Annotated in this window: 26 protein-coding genes; 10 read left to right on the top strand and 16 right to left on the bottom strand. The window is 68.4% G+C overall.

The features are described 5' to 3' along the window. Nucleotides 1-219 precede the first annotated feature (219 nt). The 4 genes from ACFCV3_RS14695 to ACFCV3_RS14710 all read right to left on the bottom strand — a co-directional run bounded on the left by ACFCV3_RS14695 (nucleotide 220) and on the right by ACFCV3_RS14710 (nucleotide 3252). Nucleotides 220-1173, bottom strand: coding sequence for a methionyl-tRNA formyltransferase (locus ACFCV3_RS14695; RefSeq protein WP_376030310.1), 954 nt, complete (start codon nucleotides 1171-1173; stop codon nucleotides 220-222). Nucleotides 1174-1260: 87 nt separating this feature from the next. Beyond that, nucleotides 1261-2022 carry a YebC/PmpR family DNA-binding transcriptional regulator gene (locus ACFCV3_RS14700; protein WP_376030312.1) on the bottom strand — a complete coding sequence of 254 codons (762 nt, stop codon included), beginning with the start codon at nucleotides 2020-2022 and terminating at the stop codon, nucleotides 1261-1263. 32 nt (nucleotides 2023-2054) lie between these two features. Continuing rightward, complete coding sequence (gene pdxT / locus ACFCV3_RS14705; RefSeq protein ID WP_376030313.1) at nucleotides 2055-2654, bottom strand: pyridoxal 5'-phosphate synthase glutaminase subunit PdxT; 600 nt, start codon at nucleotides 2652-2654, stop codon at nucleotides 2055-2057. A gap of 25 nt (nucleotides 2655-2679) precedes the next feature. Next, nucleotides 2680-3252 (bottom strand): DUF6891 domain-containing protein, encoded by a 573-nt coding sequence (locus ACFCV3_RS14710; RefSeq protein WP_376030315.1) that lies wholly within the window; start codon nucleotides 3250-3252, stop codon nucleotides 2680-2682. Between the two features lie 121 nt (nucleotides 3253-3373). Here ACFCV3_RS14710 and ACFCV3_RS14715 point away from each other — a divergent pair, with 121 nt between their 5' ends. The 4 genes from ACFCV3_RS14715 (at nucleotide 3374) to ACFCV3_RS14730 (ending at nucleotide 7225) form a co-directional block, all read left to right on the top strand. After that, nucleotides 3374-4924, top strand: a complete 1551-nt coding sequence (locus ACFCV3_RS14715) for a tannase/feruloyl esterase family alpha/beta hydrolase (RefSeq protein ID WP_376030317.1) — start codon at nucleotides 3374-3376, stop codon at nucleotides 4922-4924. Nucleotides 4925-5032: 108 nt separating this feature from the next. Next, nucleotides 5033-6220, top strand: coding sequence for a serine hydrolase domain-containing protein (locus ACFCV3_RS14720; protein ID WP_376030319.1), 1188 nt, complete (start codon nucleotides 5033-5035; stop codon nucleotides 6218-6220). Between the two features lie 40 nt (nucleotides 6221-6260). Next, nucleotides 6261-6800, top strand: coding sequence for a TetR/AcrR family transcriptional regulator (locus ACFCV3_RS14725; protein ID WP_376030321.1), 540 nt, complete (start codon nucleotides 6261-6263; stop codon nucleotides 6798-6800). Nucleotides 6801-6949: 149 nt separating this feature from the next. Continuing rightward, nucleotides 6950-7225, top strand: a complete 276-nt coding sequence (locus ACFCV3_RS14730; protein ID WP_376030323.1) for an arylamine N-acetyltransferase — start codon at nucleotides 6950-6952, stop codon at nucleotides 7223-7225. Here ACFCV3_RS14730 and ACFCV3_RS14735 read toward each other — a convergent pair. The 7 genes from ACFCV3_RS14735 to ACFCV3_RS14765 all read right to left on the bottom strand — a co-directional run bounded on the left by ACFCV3_RS14735 (nucleotide 7222) and on the right by ACFCV3_RS14765 (nucleotide 12929). Continuing rightward, nucleotides 7222-7818, bottom strand: coding sequence for a hypothetical protein (locus ACFCV3_RS14735; protein ID WP_376030325.1), 597 nt, complete (start codon nucleotides 7816-7818; stop codon nucleotides 7222-7224). The genes ACFCV3_RS14730 and ACFCV3_RS14735 overlap by 4 nt on opposite strands. Beyond that, complete coding sequence (locus tag ACFCV3_RS14740; protein ID WP_376030327.1) at nucleotides 7754-7969, bottom strand: hypothetical protein; 216 nt, start codon at nucleotides 7967-7969, stop codon at nucleotides 7754-7756. Before ACFCV3_RS14740 ends, ACFCV3_RS14735 begins: the two co-directional genes overlap by 65 nt. A gap of 269 nt (nucleotides 7970-8238) precedes the next feature. Further along, nucleotides 8239-8742 (bottom strand): nuclear transport factor 2 family protein, encoded by a 504-nt coding sequence (locus ACFCV3_RS14745; protein WP_376030329.1) that lies wholly within the window; start codon nucleotides 8740-8742, stop codon nucleotides 8239-8241. Continuing rightward, on the bottom strand, nucleotides 8743-9639 hold the full coding sequence (locus tag ACFCV3_RS14750) for a helix-turn-helix domain-containing protein (RefSeq protein WP_376030330.1): 897 nt from the start codon (nucleotides 9637-9639) through the stop codon (nucleotides 8743-8745). It abuts the gene before it with no gap. Next, on the bottom strand, nucleotides 9636-10448 hold the full coding sequence (locus ACFCV3_RS14755; RefSeq protein WP_376030332.1) for a helix-turn-helix transcriptional regulator: 813 nt from the start codon (nucleotides 10446-10448) through the stop codon (nucleotides 9636-9638). The genes ACFCV3_RS14750 and ACFCV3_RS14755 overlap by 4 nt, the downstream gene beginning before the upstream one ends. 151 nt (nucleotides 10449-10599) lie before the next feature. After that, entirely contained in the window at nucleotides 10600-11499 is a 900-nt protein-coding gene (gene pdxS / locus ACFCV3_RS14760) for a pyridoxal 5'-phosphate synthase lyase subunit PdxS (RefSeq protein ID WP_376030334.1), read from the bottom strand. Nucleotides 11500-11573: 74 nt separating this feature from the next. Next, a complete protein-coding gene (locus tag ACFCV3_RS14765; protein ID WP_376030335.1) occupies nucleotides 11574-12929 on the bottom strand; it encodes a PLP-dependent aminotransferase family protein in 1356 nt (451 codons plus the stop codon). A gap of 66 nt (nucleotides 12930-12995) precedes the next feature. Between ACFCV3_RS14765 and ACFCV3_RS14770 the strand changes: the two genes are divergently transcribed. Continuing rightward, nucleotides 12996-14651, top strand: a complete 1656-nt coding sequence (locus ACFCV3_RS14770) for a bifunctional 3'-5' exonuclease/DNA polymerase (RefSeq protein WP_376030337.1) — start codon at nucleotides 12996-12998, stop codon at nucleotides 14649-14651. Here the strand turns inward: ACFCV3_RS14770 and ACFCV3_RS14775 are convergent. Both ACFCV3_RS14775 and ACFCV3_RS14780 read right to left on the bottom strand, forming a co-directional pair. After that, nucleotides 14633-15595 carry a sigma-70 family RNA polymerase sigma factor gene (locus ACFCV3_RS14775; protein ID WP_376030339.1) on the bottom strand — a complete coding sequence of 321 codons (963 nt, stop codon included), beginning with the start codon at nucleotides 15593-15595 and terminating at the stop codon, nucleotides 14633-14635. The genes ACFCV3_RS14770 and ACFCV3_RS14775 overlap by 19 nt on opposite strands. Next, a complete protein-coding gene (locus ACFCV3_RS14780; protein WP_376030341.1) occupies nucleotides 15592-16077 on the bottom strand; it encodes a hypothetical protein in 486 nt (161 codons plus the stop codon). The genes ACFCV3_RS14775 and ACFCV3_RS14780 overlap by 4 nt, the downstream gene beginning before the upstream one ends. An 86-nt stretch (nucleotides 16078-16163) precedes the next feature. Between ACFCV3_RS14780 and ACFCV3_RS14785 the strand changes: the two genes are divergently transcribed. The 3 genes from ACFCV3_RS14785 (at nucleotide 16164) to ACFCV3_RS14795 (ending at nucleotide 19209) form a co-directional block, all read left to right on the top strand. Beyond that, on the top strand, nucleotides 16164-17129 hold the full coding sequence (locus ACFCV3_RS14785) for an S-methyl-5'-thioadenosine phosphorylase (protein WP_376030343.1): 966 nt from the start codon (nucleotides 16164-16166) through the stop codon (nucleotides 17127-17129). Continuing rightward, nucleotides 17126-18157, top strand: a complete 1032-nt coding sequence (locus ACFCV3_RS14790) for an NAD-dependent epimerase/dehydratase family protein (protein ID WP_376030345.1) — start codon at nucleotides 17126-17128, stop codon at nucleotides 18155-18157. The genes ACFCV3_RS14785 and ACFCV3_RS14790 overlap by 4 nt, the downstream gene beginning before the upstream one ends. A gap of 116 nt (nucleotides 18158-18273) precedes the next feature. Continuing rightward, on the top strand, nucleotides 18274-19209 hold the full coding sequence (locus tag ACFCV3_RS14795; protein WP_376030347.1) for an NADP-dependent oxidoreductase: 936 nt from the start codon (nucleotides 18274-18276) through the stop codon (nucleotides 19207-19209). Here ACFCV3_RS14795 and ACFCV3_RS14800 read toward each other — a convergent pair. Then, nucleotides 19196-20164 carry an aldo/keto reductase gene (locus tag ACFCV3_RS14800; RefSeq protein WP_376030349.1) on the bottom strand — a complete coding sequence of 323 codons (969 nt, stop codon included), beginning with the start codon at nucleotides 20162-20164 and terminating at the stop codon, nucleotides 19196-19198. The two genes, ACFCV3_RS14795 and ACFCV3_RS14800, sit on opposite strands and share 14 nt — an antisense overlap. 125 nt (nucleotides 20165-20289) lie before the next feature. Between ACFCV3_RS14800 and ACFCV3_RS14805 the strand changes: the two genes are divergently transcribed. Further along, nucleotides 20290-21156: a helix-turn-helix domain-containing protein gene (locus tag ACFCV3_RS14805; protein WP_376030351.1), complete on the top strand. Its 867-nt coding sequence runs from the start codon at nucleotides 20290-20292 to the stop codon at nucleotides 21154-21156. Here the strand turns inward: ACFCV3_RS14805 and dapA are convergent. Beyond that, entirely contained in the window at nucleotides 21101-22006 is a 906-nt protein-coding gene (gene dapA, locus ACFCV3_RS14810; RefSeq protein WP_376030352.1) for a 4-hydroxy-tetrahydrodipicolinate synthase, read from the bottom strand. The genes ACFCV3_RS14805 and dapA overlap by 56 nt on opposite strands. Nucleotides 22007-22077: 71 nt before the next feature. On the opposite strand from dapA, the gene ACFCV3_RS14815 reads away from it, so the two are divergent. Continuing rightward, entirely contained in the window at nucleotides 22078-22959 is an 882-nt protein-coding gene (locus tag ACFCV3_RS14815; protein ID WP_376030354.1) for a LysR family transcriptional regulator, read from the top strand. 1371 nt (nucleotides 22960-24330) lie between these two features. Here ACFCV3_RS14815 and ACFCV3_RS14820 read toward each other — a convergent pair. Continuing rightward, nucleotides 24331-25635: DUF222 domain-containing protein (locus ACFCV3_RS14820; RefSeq protein WP_376030356.1), on the bottom strand; the 1305-nt coding region annotated here is incomplete at its 5' end.

Here is a 25635-nt window from a genome sequence, read left to right on the forward strand (position 1 = left end):
CGCGGCTCCGGCCCGTCCGAGCGGGACGGGCGCGGGAAGTCCAGCGGGAGCGGTACCTCCGGGACCGGGGTGCCGAAGACACCCCGCCAGAAATCGGCAGAAGACGCAGAAGAACCCAAGTTGCCCGACACAGCTGCCCGTGCCTCCCCATCGCAGTCCGAAGCAGCTCGAAGGAGCCACCGCCCGAATAGTAAGGTAAGGATTGCCTTACTTAAATATTCAGGGGTGTGATGTGAGATAGCCCCCCATGGTGCGGAAGTACTCGGTCGCCGCGTACTCGGTCCCGTCATCGGTCCGCACCCGGCGCACCAGCAGCCCCGGGCAGCGCCCGTTGAACGCGTCGGCACCGGCCACGACGACCACGCCATCGCCCTCACGAATGAAGATCCGGCCGGGCGTCCCGCCGTACCGGGCCTCCGAGACCGCCGCCTCGACGATCCGCAGCCGCTCTCCGCGATGGAACGCGTACGCGTTCGGATACGGATCCGACTGCGCCCGCACGAGCCGCTCGAGCCGCTCCGCAGGCCACTTCCAGTCGATCCGGCTGTCCTCCAGCGACCGCTTGTGGAAGAAGCTCGCCTCGGAGCGATCCTGGGGCACCCAGCGACCAGCGTCCTGGCCAGTGGAGATCAGCTCGAGCGACTCCTGCACGATCGGCCCGATCAGGTCCACGGTCCGGTGGAACAGGTCGGCGGCCGTGTCGGTCGGCCCGATCGGCACCGACCGCTGGATCAGGACGTCGCCGGCATCGAGCTCGGCGTTCATCTTGTGCGCGGTGACACCGACCGCCTCCTCACCGTTGATCAGCGCCCAGATGATCGGCGAGAAACCGGCGTACTTCGGGAGCAGCGAGTCGTGGATGTTCAAGGTGCCGTGCGGCGGCAGATCGAAGAGCTCCGGCGGCAGCCAGGTCCGCCAGTTGTTCGCGACGATCAGATCCGGACGGGCCGCCGCGATGGCCTCCAGCAACTCGGCATCGTCGGGACGGTTGCGCAGCAGCACCGGTACGCCGTGCTTCTCGGCGAGCTCGGCGACGTCGTCGCTCCAGATCTTCTCGTACGCGTGCTCGCTCTTCGGGTGCGTGACGACGAGAGCCACCTCGTGACCCGAGTCCAGCAGCGCCTGCAGCGTGCGGTGGCCCCAGGTCTGGTACCCGAGCATGACGACCCTCATCTGGCCTGTTCCCTTCGACGTCCGTATAAGGCAAGCCTTACCTTATAGATGTCGTCGGGGTTTGAGGAGAGCCGGGCCCCGCTCGGGTCAGCCGACCTCGGCCATGACCTCGTCGGAGACATCGAAGTTCGCGTAGACGTTCTGGACGTCGTCGCTGTCCTCGAGGGCGTCGATCAGGCGGAAGATCTTGTTCGCACCCTCGGCGTCGAGCTCGACCGTCATCGACGGGACGAAGGAGGCGTCGGCGGACTCGTAGTCGATACCGGCGTCCTGCAGGGCGGTGCGGACCTTGACCAGGTCGCTGGCCTCGCTGATCACCTCGTAGGACTCACCGAGGTCGTTCACCTCGTCGGCGCCGGCCTCGAGAACGGCCTCCATCACGTCGTCCTCGGTGTAGGACTTGCCGTCCTGCTCCTTGGCCACGACGATGACGCCCTTGCGGTGGAACAGGTAGGCGACACTGTTCGGGTCCGCGAGCGAGCCGCCGTTGCGGGTCATCGCGGTGCGGACGTCGGCCGCGGCCCGGTTGCGGTTGTCGGTCAGGCACTCGATCAGCATCGCGACACCGTTGGGGCCGTAGCCCTCGTAGGTGATCGACTGCCAGTCCGCGCCACCGGCCTCGGCCCCGGAACCCCGCTTGACCGCGCGGTCGATGTTGTCGTTGGGGACCGACGACTTCTTCGCCTTCTGGACCGCGTCGTACAGGGTCGGGTTGCCCGCGAGGTCGCCACCGCCCGTCCGGGCGGCCACCTCGATGTTCTTGATCAGCTTCGCGAAGAGCTTGGCGCGCCTCGAGTCGATGACCGCTTTCTTGTGCTTCGTGGTGGCCCATTTGGAGTGGCCTGACATCGCGAACCCAACCTCTCTACCGCCGAACAGACTTAGTGCTCGCGGACCAGCTCCGCAAAGTAGCCGTGCAGCCTGGCGTCCCCGGTCAGCTCCGGATGGAACGACGTGGCCAGCAGCCGGTCGTGGCGAACCGCGACGATCCTACCCGTGGCCGGGCCCGAGCTCACCGTCGACAGTACCTCGACCTGCGGGCCGACCCGTTCCACCCACGGTGCCCGGATGAACACAGCGTGGTACGGCGCCTCGAACGCGGCGAACTCCAGATCCGCCTCGAACGAGTCCACCTGCCGACCGAACGCGTTCCGCCGGACCGTCACGTCCAGCCCGCCGAGCGTCTCCTGGCCGGCGATCCCGCCGGTGATCTCGTTCGCCAGCAGGATCATCCCCGCGCACGTCCCGAACACCGGCATCCCGTCCGCGATCCGCTTCTGCAGCGGCTCGAACAGCTCGAACGCCCGCGCCAGCTTCTCCATCGTGGTCGACTCACCACCCGGCAGCACCATCGCATCCACCCGCGCGAGCTCCGACGGACGCCGTACCGGCCGCGCCTCCGCACCCGCCTGCGTCAGCATCGCCACGTGCTCCCGCACATTGCCCTGCAGCGCGAAGACCCCGATCACCGGCTTGCCCATGACAGTCCACCTTCCCCCACGTACGTCACAGCGACACCCGGCGTTGCCAGTCCAGCGTTACCTCGATGCGGCCCTCGTCGAAGACGGCCGGGAGGTCACGCTCGTTGAGCAGGGTGAGCACGTCCTCGAGCAACGGCTCCCCCGGTGCCACGTTGGCGGTGTCCGGGTGCCAGACCTTCAACTCGAGCATGCCGAAGTCCACTGCGTGCCAGACGTCGGTGTCGGTGAAGAACACCAGCCCCTGCGGCTCGGCAGCAGCCTCCAGCACCTGCCGGGCCACATGGTGGTCGGCTGTATACCGGACCACCACCAGCCCCAGCGCCTCCAGCTCAGCCAGTACGGCGTCCAGCCGGTCCGGGTCGGTCACCTCGGGCCACGACTTGGCATCCTCGGTCACGTCGATCAGCGCTTCACCAATCAGCAGCGGCACCAGAGCGGACGCGTCCATAGCCGGAGCGTCTTCTTGCACCGCCTCTGTGAGCGCAGCCGTGATCGACGCGTGGTCGGCGTACCCGGACCGCACCAGCACCCGGGCCAGCCCGCGCAGTTCACGTGCCGTCCGTTCATCGAGCGCCAGGAGCCCTTGTGCAGCCGTCATACCGGCCAGCGTATCCCGGCACATCGGCGAGCTCGGGCGCCAAGCATTTAGCGAGACCCCGACGGCGTTTAACGTCGGTCCTGACGTAGCCCGTCCGCGCGTTCCGCAGTCAGGAGTTGGCATGAAGCGAATGATCTTGGCGGTGCTGTCCCTCGGCGCACTGCTTGTCCCGGTCCAGGCCTCCGCGACCGGATCGGCGCCCGCGCCGGCCACCGGATGTGGAGAGGTCGCGAAGCCGTCCGTACCGGGCGCGAAGGTGCTCGGCACCAGTGCGGCGCCGAAGCCCGGCGGCACGATCGAGTACCCGCCGGAGTGGGGCGTCCCACCGATCACCGACGTACCGCCGTTCTGTGAAGTCAAGGTCGAGCTCACGCATCCCGGTGCCGGCGACCACGTGCTGGTCCGCTTGTGGCTGCCACTGACCGGCTGGAACGGCCGCTTCCAGGCGACCGGTGGCGGCGGCTACTCGATGCACCAGGGCGACGGACCGCTCGCGCTCGCCGTGAAGGAGGGCTACGCGGCGGCGCAGACCGACGGCGGTGTCGGCTTCGACTTCGAGGACCCGTCGAAGTGGGCGCTCGACAGCAAGGGCCGCGTCAATCGCGAACTCCTGAAGAACTTCGCCTACCGCTCGCTGCACGACCTGGCTGTCGCGGGCAAGGCCGTCACCAAGACGTACTACGGCAAGGCGCCCGCCTACTCGTACTGGAACGGCTGCTCGACCGGCGGCCGCCAGGGCATGATGAACGCGCAGCGCTACCCGGGTGACTACGACGGCATCAGCGCGGCCGCGCCCGCGATCAGCATGCCGAGTTTCGTGGTGGCGGACCTGTGGCCGCAGGTCGTGATGAACGTCGAAGGCGCCCACCCGACGAGCTGCGAGCTCGAAGCGTTCCGGAAGGCGGCGGTCGCGCAGTGCGATCCCGCCGACGGTCTGGTGGACGGCATCGTCCGCGAGCCCGGTGAATGCCGCTTCGATCCGGGCACCCTGATCGGCCGGCAGATCGAGTGCAAGGGCAAGACCGAAACCATCACCAAGGCCGAGGCGGACGTCGTACGCAAGATCTGGGCGGGCCCGAAGACCCGCTCCGGCGTCCAGTTGTGGCCCGGCTACGACCCGAGCACGAGTCTCGACGCCACCGCAGGCACGCCCTTCAAGCTCGCGGTGAACTGGGTCAAGTACTTCGTCAAGAAGGATCCCGCCTTCGACTTCAGCACCGTCGGCTACCGCGAGTTCGAGCAGATCTTCCGCCAGTCCGAGCGCGAGTACGACCGGATCCTCGGGACCGACGACCCGAACCTGACCGCCTTCCGCAACAGCGGCGGCAAGCTGGTCACCTGGCACGGCACCGACGACGCCGTCATCCACTACGGCGGCACGCTCAGCTACCGCCACCAGGTCGAACGGCGGATGGGCGGCGCCACCAAGGTGGACAAGTTCTTCCGGGTCTTCCTCGCCCCCGGCGCCGAGCACTGCGGCCCGGCCGCCGGCGCGGCCCCGTTCGATCAGCTCAAGCCGGTCGTCGACTGGGTCGAGAAGGGCAAGGCCCCCGAGACGATCGCCGCCTTCACCTACACCGGCGCGTCCCGCGACCTGTGCCGTTACCCCTTGAAGTCTTACTACAACGGCACCGGCGACCCCCGCCAAGCCACCAGCTACACCTGCCGCTGAACCTCACGAACCGCCGCCCGCTCCAGCAGCACGCTCTTGCGGCCCGACCGACCGGTCGGTAGGGTCACTCTCAGGAACCTACCTATCGGTCGGTAGAGAGGAGTGGCCATGGACGCCGCTGAGGTACAGGGAACGGTCGCCGCGGGCTTCGAGCCGGTGCGGGATGCCTTCCAGCGCAACTTCGAGCAAGGCGCCGAGGTCGGCGCGGGGCTCACCATCTATCAGAACGGGCAGCCGGTCGTGGACCTGTGGGGCGGTGCGGCCGACCCGGGCACGCACCGCCCGTGGCAGCACGACACGATCGCCGCCCTGGCCTCGACCACCAAGAGCCTCGCGGCCGGGGCGTTGCTGCTCCTGGTCGAGCGCGGGGACGTGGATCTGGACGAGCCGGTGGCACGCTACTGGCCGGAGTTCGCGCAGAACGGCAAGGGCGACATCACCGTCCGGGTACTACTCAGCCATCGCGCCGGGCTGCCCTCGATGGACACCCGGCCGGTCACCTGGGAGGACCTGCGCGACTGGACGCCGATCACCGAGACCCTGGCCGCCGCTACCCCCGAATGGACACCCGGCCAGGCCCACGGATACCACGGCGTCACGTTCGGCCATCTGGTCGGCGAGATCGTCCGCCGCGTCTCCGGCGTGAGCCTGGGCGCGTACTTCGCGCGCGAGATCGCCGTACCGCTCGGACTCGACTGCTTCATCCGCGTACCCGACGCGGAGCTGCCTCGGCTGGCCACCATGGTGGTCCCCGACGCCGAACAGCTCATGCTGGGCCTGAAGGTGCCCGAGCTCGCGGACATGGTCCGCGCACTCAACGACCCGGCCACGCTGACGTATCGGTCGATGTACGGCAGCGTCGCGATCGGCTGGGACGCCACCAACGACCCGCGCACCTACCAGGTGGAGAGTCCGTCCATGGACGGCGTCGCCTCGGCCCCATCGCTGGCCCGGTACTACGCGGCTCTGATCGGCGAGGTGGACGGCGTACGGCTGCTCGCCCCGAGCCTGATGGAGCAGGTGCGGCATCCGTACGGCGACGGCCTCGACCAGATCCTGCAGGTGCGCACCTCGTGGGGTCTCGGGTTCGCGCTGCCCGGCGGCCCGATGTGGCCGGCGCCGGAAGAGATCACGGGCCTGTTCGGGCACAGCGGCGCCAGCGGATCGTTCGCCTTCGCCGACCCGGACCGGGGCCTGGCCTTCGCCTACGTACCCAACCGCGGCTCGGAGCTGCTGGAAGGCGGCGACTTCCGGGTCCGCAGCCTGATCGCCGCGCTGTACGACGGCAGGGTCTAGGCTTCGACCCACCGAAAACACCACCTGTGGGAGATGACCGTTGTCGGGCGACACCAGGAACCGCATCGTCGAGACAGCGCGTGAACTGTTCACCACCCACACCTACCGCGCGGCCTCGATGCGCGACATCGCCGAGCGGGTCGGCATCACCAAACCCACGCTCTACCACCACTTCCGCAGCAAGAGCGAGATCCTCGGCCACCTGGTCGGCCCGCCCATCGACGAGCTCGAGGCAGTGGTCGTGGATGCGGCGGGCCGGCCGAGCCACGCCGAGATCGTCGACCGGTTGCTGGGCGGGTGCGTCGATGTCATGCTCGCCCACCGCGAGACCATGACCCTGCTGCTGCGCGACGCCTCGGTCTACAGCGACGACTCGACCGCGGTGATGTCGCGGATGACGGACATCGTCGAACGCGCCATCGAACTGCTGGCCGGGCCCGACGCCGACTGGCGCCGCCGCCTCCGCGCAGCCCAGGCCTTCGCGGCGGCCACGGACCCGGTCAGCCAGTTCACCGACGTACCGGTGGCAGATCTCCGCGCCGAACTCCTGCGCGGCGCCACCGCCGTGCTTCACACCTAGCTGCGGGAGACTGTGCCGTACGAGAACCTCGACATCCAGCTGGGCCGGCAGCTGAGCCTGGCACCGGAAGCACTGGCCGACGGCCCGGCGGTGCTTTCATCACCTGCGATCTGCGATCCGGCCCGCTGACGATCGAGGACTTCACCGATGTGTGTGCCTGGCGAGCCACGGCACCGGAATCGCTGTTCGTGCAGACCCTTCTGGTCGCCCGCACGGACGTCGACGAGGCAGTGATTCTGCGGTCCCGCACCCTCAGCCGGACCGGAGCGGCGGTCAGTGGCGGCAAGGTGCAGCGCGTACTCACCGACGCTGACGACCTCGCCGCCGTACTGACCAAGGAGTTCGCGGTGCCGCTGGAAGGGCTCGACGTCGATGCGCTCTGGGAGCGCGCCTCGCAACAACACGAGGCCTGGCTGGCCTCCTAGCGCACGAGCACGCGGCTGTACAGACCGTCCTGCTCCAGCTGCCGCAGTCGCGCGTAGTCGGCGGCGATCTGGTCCGGGTCGTCCGAGACCAGATAAACGAACCCCGGAGACGTGACCACGTCGATCGTTCGCGGCAGCGGATGCCCTTCAGGGTGCGCCATGACTGTGTGCGCGTACGACGGCAGTTCGCGGACGACCGCCATCGCCTCGTGCGAGGGCACCAGTCCCCCGTCCCTCGGATTGATCAGCGACACATGGCGTGGTCGCTCGAGCAGCCGGTACGCCGTCTCCGGCAACCGGTGGAACTCGTCCGGCTCGACCGCTGCCAGGGCCGGCAGGTCCACCTGGCTGGTCCCGAGACAGCGCAGGTTGATCTCCGGAACCTGCCCGCCGCCCAGCCGCGCGGCACACTCGACCAGAACCGGCCCCCGGCTGGTGAGCATCACCTCGCTGCGCCCGGCCCCGTTGCGGATCTCCAGCGCGTCCAGCACCTGATGGGTGTACTGCGCGATTCGCTGCGCATCGGGATCATCCGGCGACTGTGGTGCGGTGCCGTCCGTCGCGGCTGACCGTGTTGACGAAGTATTCGTCACCGGCCAGGAACTCCTGGGCGAGAACGACGTGATTGGCCAGCCCGTAGCGGTCGGCGCTGGCCATGATCCTCGCGCACGCGGCCCGCACCTGCTCAGGTGAGCCGCACACCACGACGTTGTCGGTTCCGGCACTGGCCACCGGTTTGAGCACGATCGGCCAGCTCGGTCAGGTCGACGGCCTCTGGTCAGCCGAGGCAATCTGGGTCACCCACGCGGCGGGCGCAGCAAAAGCCCTGGTGGCACACATGTTCGGCGAACCGTCCGCAATCGCCCCGCTCGCCCCCGGACGCTTTACCGGCTCCTCCCCCGAGAACCTCCACCGACAGGCCACTGCTCACTACCGCGCTCAGCAAGCCGATACGGCTGCAGGATCTCATCGACGTTAATGCCGTGGTCCAGAGTTGTTCCGCGACAGGGAGCTCACGGCGTGGTGCGCCGTGTCTCGGTCCAGTCCACCATCAATTTCCGCTCGGCGAACAGCCAGTTGCCGTCGGCCTGCTTTGCCAAGGTGTCCAGGTAGCGGATCGAGGCGATCATCAAGGTGCGCTCGCCGCTCGCACTGATCGACAGGTGGTGGGCCAGGCAGTAACTCTCACCCGTCGCCCTCGGACCGTCGACCTCGATCGTGCTCTGACCGTTGAAATGCGTCGTCGTGTCGTAGCTGTTGAGATTGCCGAAAACGGGCGCCAGCTCATCGCGGCGGTGTAGCTCCTGCGACGGCTGATCGGAGGTCGCGTCCATGAACACCACGAAGTGCGTGTCCTCGGTGAAAAGGGCCATCTGGCCCGCAGCGTCCCGCCGATCGGCGCAGTGCGCGTAGGCGTCGATCAACTCACGGATGGCGAGTCGATCGGAAACCTCCTGCGCAGCAAGTTCTCGCTGTACGGTCACGGTTGTCCTTCCCTCGGCGTCCGGCCCCGGCACCTAGTGGATCGGACCCCCAGGTTCGCGCGTCCAGCCCGCCGCCACCAGTCCCCTGTGAGGACTAGGAGTACGAGGGTCACCCTCAGCCTGCAAGTCGGCCAGCCTCTGCAAGGCCTGCTCGGTTCCAGTGCCGGGAAGCGCTTGGTGCACGACCAGTAGCTGGCCGGCGGCACCCGCGACGAGGCACCTGTCATAGCGCAACGTCAGTCGTCCTACGTCGGGGTGCTGGAGCTCGATCACGCCTTCCTGGACGGGACTCGTGTCATGTCTGGCCCAGAGTTGCCGGAAGTGCGCGCTACCCGCCGAAAGCCGGTCTGTCAGCGCCAGGAGGCGCTGATCTCGTTCTTCCGTCCCGGCCAAGGCGCGAAGTCCGGCGACGAGGCGGGGTGCGAGCACCTCCCAGTTCAGGCAGATGGACCGCACCGCATCGGTGAGAAAGGCCGCTGCTGGAACATTGGTGCCAGGGGTGAAGACCGGCAGCACGGCCGGCGCCAATGGACTTGCCGCCAGGACGTCGCCGTACCGGTTCTGCACGATGGCAGAGATGTCGGACCAACTGTCGAGCAGTCTGCGCAGTCCGACGGACACGTCACTGTCTTCCGCATCCGCCGGGATCTGAGCGGCCCGCGCCGTAAGCTCGTGCAGATAACGTGTCGCAGCCTCGTCAAGTGCGAGCGTTCGCGCCAGTGCGTTCAGTACCTCGCTGGACGGATTCTCGTTGGATCCCTGCTCGAGCCTGGTGTAATACGGCAGGCTGATTCCGGCGAGCCGAGCGACTTCCTCGCGCCGCAGTCCTGGCACCCGTCGGTGCCCGCCGCTGTCGAGCCCGGCATCCTCGGGCCTCACCATCGCGCGACGGGCTCTGAGATACCGGCCGAGTGCACTCGTGGTACTCATCCGGCGCCGCCAAGTTTCGCAAGCGCCTTGGCCGACGGACTGCCCTGCTCCGCGACGAACATCACCAGCACCTGTCTGGTGGCGCCGGCAGGCCGCATAGCCTCGTAGTCGAGCCAGACCGGGCCGACCCAGGGGTGTGTCAGCATCACGCTGCCGCGGCCATGCGGTGTGAGCTTGTGACCGGTCCATAGCTTGCGGAACTCGTCGCTCCGCGCAGACAGCGTTTCGACGAGCCCGACCAGCCTCGGGGCCTGGAGGTCGCTGCCGGTTGCGGTCCGCAGGCCCGCCACCACTCCGGCGCAGAGAAACGGCCAGTAGGCACCGTAGAGTCGGCGAAGTTCCGGGTCCACGAACGCATCGGTCAGCAGATTCCTGCCGGTCGTGAACGACTGCGTCAGAGCACCGGCGATCTCGTTGTTCATCAAGACGTCGAGGTAGCGACCCAAGACGATGGCAGGCGTCCCTGATCGCGACTTCACCAGCTGCGCGATTCCCGGCGACACCTGTTCGCTGTCCAGGTCGTCGGTGCCCACGGGAGCCACCAATGCCCGCAGATAGCGTGCGTTGTCGCGGTCAAGGCGCAGCGCTTCCGTCAGGGCCGAGAGAGTTTCCGATGAAGGATGGCACTCTCGACCTTGCTCCAGCCGGGTGTAGTAGTCAGTACTCAGCCCAGCCCGCACCGCCACTTCTTCACGGCGAAGACCTCGCACCTGCCGGCGTCGAGTGACTTCAACGCCGGCAGCCGCCGGGGCAACCTGTTCACGATGAGCTCTCAGAAACGCCCCGAGCGATCCCGGGTTCGCTGTCATAGCAGACCTACCTGCCGCTTCTCAGCCTGAGCTGCGTATCTGGTCAGATGACGACCTGCGCCGACTCATTGATCTGGTTCCAGATCTCGACTGCCTGCATGCAGAAAGTCTGACGTATCGCTCGCATCAGCGATAATTACGGACCGCTCGGCTACCAGCCGCGCTCGGCGAGGCGATGCGGCTGCGGGATCTCGTCGACGTTGATGCCGACCATGGCCTCGCCGAGGCCGCGGGAGACCTTGGCGATCACGTCGGGGTCGTCGTAGAAGGTGGTGGCCTTCACGATCGCCTCGGCGCGCTGCTGCGGGTTGCCGGACTTGAAGATGCCGGAGCCGACGAACACGCCCTCGGCACCCAGCTGCATCATCATGGCGGCATCGGCCGGGGTCGCGATGCCGCCTGCGGTGAACAGGACCACGGGGAGCTTGCCCAGCGCTGCGACCTCCTTGACGAGCTCGTACGGCGCCTGCAGTTCCTTGGCGGCGACGTACAGCTCGTCCTCGGGCAGGTTCTGCAGCCGGCGCAGCTCCTGGCGGATCTGACGCATGTGCGTGGTCGCGTTGGAGACGTCACCGGTGCCGGCCTCGCCCTTGGAGCGGATCATCGCCGCGCCCTCGGTGATCCGGCGCAGCGCCTCGCCCAGGTTGGTGGCGCCGCAGACGAAGGGGACGGTGAAGTTCCACTTGTCGATGTGGTTGGCGTAGTCGGCCGGGGTGAGCACCTCGGACTCGTCGATGTAGTCGACGCCGAGGCTCTGCAGGACCTGCGCCTCGACGAAGTGACCGATCCGGGCCTTGGCCATCACCGGGATCGACACGGTGCTGACGATGCTCTCGATCATGTCCGGGTCGCTCATCCGGGAGACGCCACCCTGCGCCCGGATGTCGGCCGGAACCCGCTCCAGCGCCATCACGGCGACCGCACCGGCGTCCTCGGCGATCTTGGCCTGCTCGGCGGTGACGACGTCCATGATCACGCCGCCCTTGAGCATCTCCGCCATGCCGCGCTTGACCTTCGCGGTACCGGTCTGCGGGTTCACGTTCTCACTCACTGCATCCTCCTGGTCGTGGGGCTCCACGGCCCAGGTTAGGTGGCAGAAGGCATCGATCTTCAGTCCACCTTGATTCAAGTGGACTGAGCCAACGCATCGCCGAGGCGAGCGACCACCAGCCGCAGGGTGGCGGGCGGTGCGGTGAACGGGATCCGGATGTGCCGTCGATCGGTGCCGTCCGGCGTGAACAGGTCGCCTGAACCGAGCAGGAGGCCGTGTTCGCGAGCAGCGTCCAGCACCCGCCGCGCCCGTACGTCGGTCAGCTCCAGCCACAACGTCATGCCACCTGTCGGCGTGGCCCACGTCACGCCGTCCAGTGTCTTCAGCCCGGTCTCCAGCGCGTTCAAATTGGCACGCAGGCGGGTACGGCGTCTGCTGATCACCTTGTCGAGCTTCTGCACAATCGCCTGCGCCAGCAGGTCGTCCAGCGCACTCGGCGACGCCACACTCAGTTGCGCGGCCGTGTTGATCCGCCTCCGGAGCTGCTTACCGGTGCGCACCCAGCCGACCCGGAGTCCGCCCCAGACCGTCTTCGACAGCGACCCAACGCTCACTGTGCGCGGATAGCGGCTCAACGGGTCCGCCTGCGCCCCACTGGCCAGCCACAGCGGTCGCATGGTCTCGTCACTGATCAGAGCGGCGCCATAACGCCGGGCGATCTCGACGACCGTCGTACGGCGGTCCGCGGGGAGGCTGAGGCCGGTCGGGTTGTGGTTGTCGGCCTGAAGGTAGATGACCTTCGGCCGGTGCCGTCTGCACAGATGTGCGAGCTGATCGGTATCCCAGACCCCAGCCGGCCACCCAGCCACGTCCAGCCGGTGTTTACGCAGCAGGTCAAAGGCAGCCGGGTACGTCGGTGTTTCGGTGATCGCCACGCCCGGTCCGAGATCCAGCCCGGCCAGTGCGGCGTTCAGACCGGCAGCTGCACCAACAGTCAGGGTGAGCTGGTCGGGCTCGGTCGGTACGCCCTCAGAGGTCAGTCGCTCGGCCAGCGCCGTACGCAGCTCAAGAGAGCCACCCGACGGCGGACCGTCACCGCCCATGGCTTGCGGCAGAGTGTCCTGGACCATCTGAGCCGCCGCCTCGACCACATCATGAGGCGCTGCGGTCGTTGCGAACCGCAGGTCGAGCAGCGGCTTGTCCCCCGCACTCACAGTCGACGCCGGCGCGATCGGGTCGAGCAGCCGGTCAGTCGGCCGCACATGTGTCCCCGAACCCCGCTTGGTCTCCAGAACGCCGTCCGCCCGCAGGTGGTCGAGTGCGCGCACCACCGTCACCCGGCTGAGGCCGAGACGCTCGGCCAGCACTCGCTCCGACGGCAGCCGCGAACCGATCGACAACTCCCCGCGCTCGATCCGCCGCAGTACCAGGGCCTCGACCTGTTCGGTCTTGGTCCCGTCCGCCGGTTCCAGATCCCCCGCCCGCCACATAAGTCCAGTCTCGCACCACTGGCCTGATAGCGGCGTTCTGTCGGTGGGAGGTGTGAGGATTCGGACATGGACGAGCGGTGGGCGATTGCGCCGGAGGAGGGTGGCGGGGCGGTGCTCGTCGCCCTGCATCCGGACGGGCAGCCTGCCGGGCCGGTGCTGCGCGAGCCGGATCTCGCCACGGCGGTCGGCTCGCGGCCGCAGGTGACGCGGTGGGTCTGGCGGGCGTCGGCCGAGATCTACCCGCGCCTGCTCGCGAGCGGTGTCCGCGTCGACCGCTGCTACGACATCGAGAACAGTGAGGGCCTGCTGCTCGGTCACGCCGGCCGGCTCGGCGAGCCACGCTCCGCCGCGGCCGCCTGGGCCCGGCTGACCGGTGCGCCTGTCCCACCCGACCAGCCGCTGCGCGCCGTCGTACCGGGTGAGCAGTCGTCGCTGTTCGAGATCCAGGAGGAGCCGATCTCGTTCGAGGCACTGCTCCGGGTGTACGCCGATCAGCTCCGGCGTCATGGGGAGACCGAGCACCCGGACCGGATGCGGTTGCTGACCGCATCGGAGTCGTCGGGGATGCTGGTGGCCGCCGAGATGGACCGGGCCGGTCTCCCGTGGAGTGCGTCGGCGCATCGCGAGATGCTGACGGAGTTGCTCGGTGAGCGGTTCGGTGGGACGGGTGAGCCACGGCGGCTGACCGAGCTGGCTGACGAGGTGTCGGCTGCGTTCGGGCGCCGGGTCCGGCCGGATCTGCCGGCTGATGTGCTGAAGGCGTTCAAACAGGCAGGGTTCCAGCTGAAGAGCACGCGCCGCTGGGAGCTCGAGACAATCGATCATCCGGCCGTCGAGCCACTGATCGAGTACAAGAAGCTCTACCGGATCTACACGGCGAACGGGTGGTCCTGGCTCAACGACTGGGTGCACGACGGCCGGTTCCGGCCCGGGTTCGTGCCGGGCGGGACAGTTTCGGGGCGCTGGATCACCAACGGTGGTGGCGGTCTGCAGATCCCGAAGGTGATCCGGCGTGCGGTGGTCGCCGATCCCGGCTGGAGTCTGGTCGTCGCCGACGCGTCGCAGCTCGAGCCGCGGATCCTCGCCGCGATCTCCCGGGACCGCGCGCTGATGGAGGTGGCCAGTGATCCCGGTGACCTCTACAAGGCCGTGTCGGACCAGGCATTCGCCGGCGACCGCGCGATGGCCAAACTCGCCGTACTGGGCGCGATCTACGGCCAGACCTCCGGCGACGGCCTCAAGAACCTCGCCATGCTCCGCAAGCGATTCCCCCAAGCCGTCGCGTACGTCGACGATGCCGCCCGCGCGGGTGAGGAGGGCAAGCTGGTGCGCACGTGGCTCGGCCGCACCTGTCCACCGGGCGGTACGCCACTTGACGACGCCACCCTCGAGGGCCCACCGGTCGACGAGCCGCAGACCGACTCCCGCCATGCCCGAGCGCGCGGCCGCTTCACGCGGAACTTCGTCGTACAGGGCAGTGCAGCCGACTGGGCGTTGCTGATGCTCGCAGCGTTGCGGCAGGCGCTGGGACCGTTGAAGGCGGAGCTCGTCTTCTTCCAGCACGACGAGGTCATCGTGCACTGCCCGACTTCGGAGGCCCCGGCGGTTGCTGCAGCTATCCAGACCGCGAGCGATCTGGCCGGCACGCTCACCTTCGGGCCGACGCCGACCCGGTTCGCGTTCAGCACCGCGACTGTGAAGACCTATGCGGAGGCCAAGTAGAGCGGCAGGTTGTGGCTCGCGAAGTCGGTGCGCTCGAACGCGGTCAGCTCGGCGATGAGCCCGTCCTCGATCCGGAAGACGTCCAGACCGAACGGCCGGAAGACCGTGTCCTCCGGTGCGCGCAGGTAGGCCGCGAGCGTGGGCTGACGGTTGACGGAGGTTCTCAGGTAGCGCCACTGACCCCGGTACGCCGGGTCCAGGTTCACGGCAATCGTCTGCCGCGCCACGGCTCGTCCCTCGAACCAGAACGGGTACGGCGGCATCGTGATCCGCACGTCCTCGTGCATGAGCGCGGTCAGCGCATCCAGATCGCCCGCCTCCCACGCGTCGACGTACTTGCGCAGCAACGCCTGCTCCTCGGTGGTCGACGGCGTCGCGGTCCATTCGGCCCGATGCGGCGGCAACTGATCGCGTAGTACCGGCCGTGCGCGCTGGAGTGCCGAGTTGACCGCGGCCGTACTGAGATCCATCACTGCCGCGGTCTCCTTGGCCGACCAGCCGAGGACGTCGCGGAAGATCAGTACGGCGCGCTGCCGCGGTGGCAGGTGCTGGATCGCCACCAGAAACGCGAGCTCGATCGTCTCCCGCCGTACCAGCTGGGCGTCCGGTTCCTCGGCTCGGTCCAGCAACACGTCCGGGAACGGCTGCAGCCAAGGCAGGTCGTCGCGGGCCGGCAGGGCCGCCGCCGGGAACGACGCGGGCTCGAGCTGGTACGGCAGGACTCGCCGCGGTCGCCGTACGTCGTCGATGCAGAGGTTGGTCGCGATGCGGTAGAGCCACGTGCGGACGCTGGACCGGCCTTCGAAGGTGTCACGACTGCGCCAGGCTCGGAGGAAGGTCTCCTGAACCATGTCCTCGGCCTCGTCGTACGAGCCGAGCAGGCGATAGCAGTGCACCCGCAACTCGTGCCGGTACTGCTCGATCTCGGCTTCGACGTCGGTCAACGCCCGTCCTCCAGCTCGATGGTGCACGGCATCGGCGCCCGGCCGGCCAAGCGGAACCACTGCACGAGGCGGCGCTGCCGGAGGTCCCGGGTGGAGACGACGACGTCGTTGTGGAAGCGCCGGGCCAGCTGCACCCGTCGCATCGCCAGCGCCAGCTCGCTCGACCAGGGCTCGACGGTGGTGCCCGTTGCGTTTACTGCACGGGTAAGCGCCGACTCCCGTTGCTCGCGGTCATCCGGCGACGCGGTGCGCGCCCGGTGGGCGGCATCGAGGAGCAGCAGCGACGAGGCAGGGTCGAGGATGCCGGCGCCGGCGAGCTCCGCGACCAGCGCGGCGCGGCGAGCGAGTTCGGTCTCCAGAGCGGCACGGGAGAGCTCGACGCGATGGTGCAGCCGGTCCAGGCGGCCCGCGGTCCAGCTCGCGTAGCCGCTGAACAGCAGCAGCACGACGCCGATCGCGAGCAGTGCCGTCGTCAGCTTCACTGCAACATTGGACCACCCCTTACGGAGCGCTCACGGTCCGGCCGAATCGCGTCATCGGCGGTCCGGACGCATTTAGCGTCGGATCCATGGTTGATATCGGTGTGCTCGGTGGTTCCGGCTTCTACTCGTTCCTGGCGGACGCGCGCCGCGTCGAGATCAGTACGCCGTTCGGGCCGCCCAGCGAACCGCCGGTCGTCGGGCAGGTCGCCGGCCGCGAGGTCGCCTTCATTCCGCGGCACGGCGCCGACCACCGCTTCCCGCCGCACCGCGTCAACTACCGCGCCAACCTCTGGGCGCTGCGCTCATTGGGCGTCCGCCAGGTCATTGCCCCCTGCGCCGTCGGCTCGCTGCGCCCCGAACTGACCCCCGGCACCTTCCTCGTCCCCGACCAGTACGTCGACCGCACATGGGGCCGGCCGCAGACCGTGTACGACGACTCGGCCGTCCACACCTCGGCCGCCGACCCGTACTGCCCGGCCGGCCGCGCAACGATCATTGCCACCGGCAACGTCGTACCGGACGGAACGATGGTGGTCATCAACGGCCCGCGCTTCTCGACCCGCGCCGAATCCCTGTGGCACGCGGCCCAGGGGTGGTCCGTCGTCGGCATGACCGGCGCGCCCGAAGCCGCCATCGCCCGCGAACTCGCCCTCTGTTACAGCTCGCTCGCCGTCGTCACCGACCACGACGCCGGCCTCCAGCACGGCGAAGGCGTCACCGAAACCGAGGTCTACAAGGTCTTCGCCCAAAGCATCGACCGCCTCAAAGCTCTCCTCACCGAAGTGATCCCCCGCCTCCCCTCCCCCACCACCGACTGCCCCTGCCACCACGCCCTCGACCACACCACCGCCGCCGCCCCAGAGAGCGCTCACCCAAGACCCGACTCCCCAGAGAGCGCTCACCCAGGGCCCGACTCCCCAGAGAGCGCTCACCCAGGGCCCGACTCCCGAGAGAATGCTCTCCCGAGACCCGGCTCACCAGGGAGCGCTCTCCCGCAACCCGGCCCTGACTCCATCGGTGCGGGCCGGCGTGATGGGGCGACTGTGCGATGAGGGTGCTGCTGACGGGTGGTGCCGGGTTCATCGGGCGGCATGTGCACACCCAACTGACCGCCGAGGGACACGAGGTTCTCGTGCTCGACTCTCTCCGGAACGATGTTCACCAGACGCAGCCGTTCCCCAGCGACGCTCTGATGATCGGCGACGTCCGGAGCGCCGAGGATCTCCAGAGAGCGCTCTCCGGCATCGACACCGTGATCCACCTGGCCGCCAAGGTCGGGCTCGGCGTCGACCTGAACGACATCGACGACTACGTCTCCAGCAACAGCCTCGGCACCGCCGTACTGCTCCGCGAACTCGCCCGCGCGAACCTCCGCCACCTCGTCTACGCCAGCTCGATGGTCGTCTACGGCGAAGGCCGCTACGACTGCGACCGGCACGGCCAGGTCGCGCCCGGCCCCCGCCGGCCGGAGGATCTCGACGCCGGCCAGTTCGACCCACGCTGCCCGCTCTGCGACTGCCCGTTGCGCCCCGGCCTGATCTCAGAGAGCGCTCCCTCGGATCCCCGCAACGCGTACGCCGCCAGCAAACTCAACGGCGAACACCTCGCCGCCTCCTGGGCCCGCGAGACCGGCGGCCGAGTCACCGCGCTCCGCTTCCACAACGTCTACGGCCCCGGCATGCCACGCAACACGCCGTACGCCGGCGTCGCCGCCATCTTCCGCTCGGCCCTCGAACGCGGCGAAGCACCGAAGGTCTACGAAGACGGTCACCAGCGCCGCGACTTCATCCACGTGCACGACATCGCCACCGCCGTGACCACGGCTGCCGGCGCGCTCCCCGACCAGCCCCCGTTCACGGCGTACAACGTCGGCACCGACACCGTACGCACCATCGGCGACCTGGCCACCGAGCTTGCCCGCGCCTACCAAGGCCCAGCCCCCGTCGTCACCGGTCAGTACCGTCTCGGCGACGTCCGCCACATCACGGCCACCTCCGCCAAACTCCGCGACGAGCTCGGCTGGAAGCCAACTCTCGACCTCCGCGCCGGCCTCGCCGACCTCCTTGCCAGCGGCAACTAATCGCAGAAGCCAGGTGACCTGCACCACATCGAGTTGCCCCTCACACTGATGTCAGGGAATAGCTTCGCTGCGTCGGGCCCGATCGGCGGGTCCAGGACGAGGAGCAGAACGTCACGATGAGCACAGCACTGGGATACCGGGCGTTCGGCGGCGCCGACGTACAGGAGTTCTTCGAGAGGCCCGACCCGCTACCCGGTCCGCACGAGGTGCTGATCCGCGTCGCGGCCGCGGGAGTCAACCCGCTCGATCATCACCTACGTTCCGGCCACGCCCCCGGACTGAACGGCGCGCTGCCCTTCCCACAGGTCCTCGGCATGGAAGCCGCCGGCACCGTCCTCGCCCTGGGATCGGACGTGAGCGGGCTGGCGGTCGGCGACCGGGTCACAGGCTTCGCGCTGACCGGCGCCGGCACGTACGTCGCTACGACGCTGCTGCTCGGTACGTCGACGGCCCGCATCCCCGACGCATTGCCGGAGACCTGGGCCGCAACGATCCCGGTCGCCGGCACGACCGCGCTCGACATCCTCGACCAGCTCGACCTGCCTACCGGTGCATCGCTGCTGGTAAACGGAATCGGCGGCGGCGTCGGCCTTGCCCTGGCTCAGCTCGCCCGCCACCGCGGCCTGATGGTGACCGGCACGGCCAGTGCTGCGAAACGGGATCTCGTGGCCACCACCGGGGCGAAGTTCGTCGACTACGGCTCCGGCGACGTGATCGCTCAGCTTCGAACGCTGGTCCCGGACGGCTTCGACGCAGTGGTGGACGCAGTCGGCGGCGATTCCCTGCGCAGCGTCGCCGAACTGGCGAAGAAGCCGGAGCTGCTGGTTTCCGTCGGCGATCCCACCGTCGTCGAACTCGGCGGCGTCACCGTCCGGCGACGCCTGGACCGCGACAGCCTCGAACGCGTCGCCGAGCTGATGGTGTCCGGACAACTCGACCCCAACATCACTGCCACCTACCCATTGGAGCGCGCCGACGAAGCGCTGGCTCTCGTGGAATCGCGTCACGCCGCGGGCAAGCTCGTCATCGATCTTCAGCTCAGTACCCGGTAGGCCACCGCGGACTATAAGCATCCTCCAGTACGCCGGCCTCCTCGTCCGTGAGCGTGAGCTCGACGGCCGCAACCGCGTCGGCCAGATGCTGTGCCTTCGTGGCGCCGACGATCGGCGCGGTGACGCTCGGGTTCCGGAACACCCAAGAGAGCGCTATCTGGGCCATCGGTACGCCGCGTGCCGATGCGACACCCTCAACGGCGTCGGCGATCGCCCGGTCGTCGGCGCCGAAGATCCGGTCCGCGACAGGATCATTGCCCGACCGCACCGTCGACGTACCCCAGGGTCGGGCCAGGCGTCCCTTGGCCAGTGGGCTCCACGGAATCGACCCGACGCCCTGGTCGGCGAGCAGCCCGAACATCTCCCGTTCTTCCTCACGCTGCATCAGGCTGTACTGGTTCTGCATCGCCACGAACTTCGTCCAGCCGTGAAGTTCGGCGACGTGCTGCAGCTTGGCGAACTGCCACGCCCACATCGACGACGCACCGAGGTAGCGCACTTTCCCGGCCTTGACCACGTCGTGCAGCGCCTCCATGGTCTCCTCGACCGGAGTCTCCGGATCCCAGCGGTGGATCTGGTAGAGGTCGACGTAGTCGGTACCGAGCCGCTCCAGGGAAGCGTCGAGCTGCTCTAGGATCGCCTTGCGGGACAGGCCTGAGCCACCTGGCCCGTCATGCACCGGACGGCTCACCTTGGTGGCGAGCACGATCTCCTCACGACGCGCGTACTTGCGGATCGCGCGTCCGACGACCTCCTCCGACGTACCGTGCCCGTAGACATTCGCCGTGTCCCAGAAGGTGATCCCGAGGTCCAGAGCCTGCCGGAACACCGGCTCGGCGGCGACGTCATCGAGCACCCACGGATTGGCACCCCGGGCCGTGTCGCCGAAGCTCATGCACCCCAGCGCGATGCGGCTGACCTTCAGACCAGAGCTGCCGAGTCTGCGGTAAATCATGGTTGGACTCCTTCTCGTGTTCGTCGGGGCCAGCCAACAGCGACCCCGGTCCGCACGGGAGTCCCTGCTCTTCCGGGTAATGCCAGTACCTCCTTGCAACCGACCGCCTCGCCTACGGTGGTGGCATGGACAACCGAGCTGAGGTCCGCGAGTTCCTTGTCTCGAGGCGGGCGCGGCTCACCCCCGAGCAGGCCGGACTCCCGGCGTACGGCGGCAATCGCCGCGTCAAGGGGCTGCGGCGGGAGGAGGTCGCCCTGCTCGCCGGCGTGAGCATCGATTACTACGTGCGGATGGAACGCGGCAATCTCACTGGCGCCTCGGACACCGTGCTCGAAGGGCTGGCCCGCGCCTTGCAACTGGACGATGCCGAGCGCACCCACTTGTTCGCCCTCGCCCGCGCTGCCACTCCGACCTCGGGTCGGCAACGGAAACCCGCGCCATCGACCGTGCCGGCCAGCGTCCAGCTCGTCCTCGATGCGATCACCGACGCACCGGCCTGGGTACGCAATGCGCGTCACGACATGCTCGCGACCAACCGAATGGCCCGTGCGCTCTACGCGCCGCTGCTCGCCGATCCCCGACGCCCCGGGAACAATGCGCGGTTCGTCTACCTCGATCCGGCCTCGCAAGATTTCTTCCAGAACTGGGAGCGGACGGCCGACGACATCGCGGCCATGCTGCGCTCCGAGGCCGGCCGCAACCCGCACGACAAGAAGCTGATCGAGCTCATCGGTGAACTGTCCACCCGCAGTGAACACTTCCGCAGCCGGTGGGCCGCTCATGACGTCCGATTCCACCGCACCGGCATCAAGCACCTGCGTCACCCGGCCGTCGGGAATCTCGATCTCACCTTCGAGGCCATGGAGTTCCCGGCCCACCCAGGTCTCACGCTGCTCGTCTACACCGCAGCCGCCGGTACGCCGACCGCCGACAGCCTCAGGCTCCTTGCCAGCTTGGCCGCAACCACTCAGCCAGCGCAGGAACCCGGCTGAGCGCGGCTGGGTCGGCGGGGAGCAACGGCAGCCGTACGTGCGCCGTGGGGATCCGGCCTTGGGCCGCGAGGACTGCTTTGATCACCACTGGATTCGGCTCGGCGAACAGTGCCTGGGCCAACGGGACCAGGCGGAGAGCGCTCTCTCGGGCGTGCTCCAGAGTGCCGGTCTGCCAGGCCGCGATCAGGTCGGCGTACGGCCGGGTCGCGACGTTCGCGCTGGCGAGGATCCCGCCGCTGGCTCCGAGCGCGAGCATCGGGCCCACGTAGAGATCGTCGCCCGCCAGAACGCTCACGTCTGCAGAAACGTTGCTCAAGAACGCGATGGTCTCCTCGTCGATCCCGCCCACCGCGTGCTTGAACCCGACGACATTCGGCAACTCCGCCAGCCGGATGAGCGTCTCCGCACTCAGCGTCCGGCCGGTCCGGTACGGAATGTTGTAGATCACCAGCGGCACCGGGCTCGCCGCCGCGAGCTGCCGGAAGTGCTCGACGACGCCGTCCTCAGACGGTCTCGTGTAGTAGGGCACCACGACCAATGCCGCGCTCACGGCCGCACCGCTCGGGCCATGTGTTGTCAGTTCGTCGATGGACGCGGCGGTTGAGTTCGAGCCCGCGCCGACGATCAGCGGGGCGTTCCGGTCGGAGCAGACGGCAGAGCAGATCTCGAGAACACGGTGACGCTCGTGAGGCGTCAGGGTCGCCGGCTCTCCGGTGGTGCCCAGGGCGACGATGCCGGTGGCACCCTCGTCGAGAACGGAGTGAGCGAGCGCCTCGAGCGCGTCTCCGGAGAGATCCCCGGCCTCGGAGAACGGAGTGATCAGGGGAACGAAGAGTCCTGTGAACGCCATGGCCCGACGTTCTCGTGAAACCGCTCATCAGGTCCAGTTCACATTTCCGTCGCCGAGCGTAAGGTGAGCTTATGCTCGATGTCCGCAAGCTGCGTCTGCTCCGTGAACTCGCCCGCCGCGGCACGATCGCAGCCGTCGCCGAGGCACTCGCCTACACCCCGTCCGCGGTCTCCCAGCAACTCACCGCTCTCGAGCGCGAAACCGGCGTACCGCTGCTCGAGCGAACCGGCCGTCGGGTCGTCCTCACGCCCGCCGCTCACGGCCTGGTCGAGCACACCGAGGCGATCCTCGCGCTGCTCGCAACGGCAGAGACCGATCTCGAGAACGCCGCGAGAGCGCTCTCTGGTGTTCTCCGGATCGGCGCGTTCCCGACCGCGATCCCGGCCGTCGTCACCCCGGCCATCGTTGCCCTGAGCACCGAACACCCCAGCCTCAGTCTGACCGTCGTCGAACTCGACCCCGCCTCGGTACCCGACGCCCTCCGCACCGAGGCCGTCGACATCGCACTCGTCCAGGAGTACGACCACGTCCCGGTCGCGACCCATCCCGGTCTACAGACCGAGCCTCTGCTGGAAGAAACGGTGTACCTGGCCGCCCGCCGTACCCGATCATTGACCAGCCTGCGCGACACCCCATGGATCGCCGGCACCCCAGGCACTCTCTGCCACACCCTCACCATCAGAGCCTGCGAAGCCGCCGGCTACACCCCACAGATCCGCCACCACGCCGACGACTTCGGAACCGTCCTCGCCCTGGTCGCCGCCAACCAGGGCGCAGCCTTCGTACCCGAACTGGCCCTCACCACCCCACCTCCCACCGTCGTCCTCACCCCCCTCCCGATCCAGCGCCGCACCCACCTAGCCCACCGCCGCGGCACCGCCAACCACCCCGCCATCATCGCCGCCCGCACCGCACTCCACTCCGCAGCCCGCAATACCCCCTCCACCGCCTAGCCCCTGCCACTGCGCAACCCCGACCGCCTCGCCAATCCGCAGAACACCCCTTTCACCCCACTGCCAGTACTACGCACCCAACACATGACGTCCCAAATCGCCACACGCGCAGCCCTTCCAAGCACCTATCCCCCGACACAGCCCATCGCAGCCAACCGCCACCAGCAATCCCCCGGCTCCTTCGGACATTGCACGTACGGCGCTCTGTCGGCCAGCACCCGGCCAGATGCCCGCGGTCCCCAGTTCGTGTACACACACCGCTCGGACGCGGCCGACGACGTCCGCGGTGATTGATCGTCGCTGCGGCGACTGAAGGACAGGGTGGCTGAGCGATCCGATGGCTGAGGAGCATGGTTGCTGCGAGCAATCGTCTCCTCGTCTCCTCGTCGCCCGAGGCTGACGGGCTGCGGTTGCTGCCTCCGGGGATCACGCGGCGTGTGGCTGCCTGTCGCCGTGGTTGCCGCCTCAAGGCACAGCTGGGCATGGACTCGGCCGACAACGCCCGCGGTGGTTGATCGCCGCTGCGGCCGACTCAAGGACAGGATGGCTGAGCGATCCGATGGCTGAGGGGCATGGTTGCTGCGGGCTATCGTCTCCTCGTCGCCTGAGGCTGACGGGCTGTGGTTGCCGCGCCGGGAACATGCGGCGTGTGGCTGACCCGTCGCGGTGGTTGCTGCCGGGACATGCGGCTTGTCGCTGACCGTCGCCGTGGTTGCTGCCTCAAGGCACAGCTGAGCGCGGACTCGGCCGACCACGTCCGCGGTGGTTGATCGCCGCTGCGGCCGACCAAAAGAAGGATGGCTGAGCGATCCGATGGCTGACGGGCATGGTTGCTGTGGACAATCGTCTCCTCGTCGCCCGAGGCTGACGGGCTGTGGTTGCCGCACCGGGATCATGCGGCCTGTGGCTATCCCATCGCGGTGGTTGCCGCAGTGGGGCACGTGGCGTGGGGTGACCGTTGCTGTAGTTGCAGTCCCTGGGGCGTGCCGTGTGCGGCTACCCGCCGCTGTGGTTGCTGCTGATCCCGCGCTACCTGATGTTGCGAGGCTGCTACCTCTTGGCGACCGGATGCTGTCCAGGCTGCCGTATCGAGCTATGTCGCACAGGGGTCGGGGAGATGCGCCTGCGGGAACTCCTTGCGGAACTTGCCAGGCACTGCTGCACATCGCCCGGGCCGAACAGCGTCAGATACCGACCGTTCGGTGAGACTCGCCGCGCAGATTGGTGTGGGTGATGAGCGTGTGGCCCGTGACCTTGGCGATCCGGGTTGTGGTCGCGGCGGTGGCCGGGCATGGGTAGGTCCGCGGGCCGGCCTGGGGGCCGGCTGCCGCGGTGGTGTTGGTGGCGTCGCTCGACGGTGGGTGGTGAGGTTTACGGGCCTGCTGTCGGGGTGGCGTTGGTGGACCAGGGGTCGGTGTAGTTGGGGGCCAGCGAGGTCAGCCAGTTCCGGAGGGCTTCGCGGGCGGCGGCCAGCGCCGGGTTGGCAAGGGTGCTGGCCGCAGGGAGCCGACCCGGCAGCTCGTGCGCCGGATTGCTGCTGACACCCGTCCCGCTGGCACCGGCGCTGCTGGCGCGGGGGCTGCTGTTGTCGCTGCCCGTGCTCGCACCCCAGCAGTTGGCCTTGGCGCTGCTCGCATCGCCGCTGTTCGCGCCTGTCCTGCTGGCATCGGGCCTGCTGACACTGGCCTTACTCGCACCGGCGCCGCCGGCATTGGTCCTGCTGGCACTGGCTTTGCTCGTACCCCAGCAGTTGCCGCTGGCGCTGTTTGCGTTGGGGTCGATGGAGGCGGCTCCGGCGTTGGCACCGACGCTGCTGGGGTTGTCGCCGCTGGCACTGGCCGTGGTGGGGGCAGGGGTGACCCAGCCGATCAAGGCGGCGAGCGCAGCGCGGTCGGGTACGGGTGGCGGGTCGGCCCAGGTGGGGCGGGTGACCTGAACGCCGGTTGTGGTGATCGAGATCGCCCATTGGCCGTTGTGGACGGCACGGTGATGGGCCGCACACAGCAACGCGAGATTTTGCAGGCTGGTCGGACCGCCGTCGGCCCAGTGGATGATGTGGTGGGCGTGACACATCCACGGCGGTGCCTGACACACCACACAGCCCTTGTCCCGCTTGTTCAACGCCCGGCGGATATACCGGTTCACGAACCGTTGTTCGGTGCCGACATCCAAAGGCTGTGAGTCGCCGCCCAAGACGATGGGCAGGACGGCGGCGTCGCAGGCGAGGAGACGGACGGCGCCGGCGGACAGGTTGTCACCGAACACCAGCTCACCTACCGCACCCGACCGGCCAGTCGTGCCCTCTGCATCCGCAGCATCTGCCGGGCCTGTCGGGTCTGTCGGGTTGCCGCCGAAGGCGGCCGGGGCAGCGGCCAGGGACGCTTTGAGGTCGTTGAAGTCGATCGTGACCGTCAAGTGCGGAACACCGGGAAAGTCCGGGTTGCCGGCGGCGGCGTCCATGGTCGCCTTCAGCGCGTCGGCCTGGCGCTGCTCGAGAGATCGCGGGTCTCGTTCACCGTCGATCGTCTTGTGAGGCTTGGACAGTTGGTGGATCTGGGTCTGGAATTGTTCGCCGCTCGCGCCGGCCAGGAACCCGGAGAACTTGACGCCGCCTTCGGTCTGCCGTAGCCGTAGTGATTCTTTCGCGGCGGCTTGGTCTTCGGCGGGTTCGGGGCC

Origin of the sequence: Kribbella sp. NPDC056345, assembly GCF_042262745.1 — a bacterium.
GTDB lineage: Bacteria > Actinomycetota > Actinomycetes > Propionibacteriales > Kribbellaceae > Kribbella.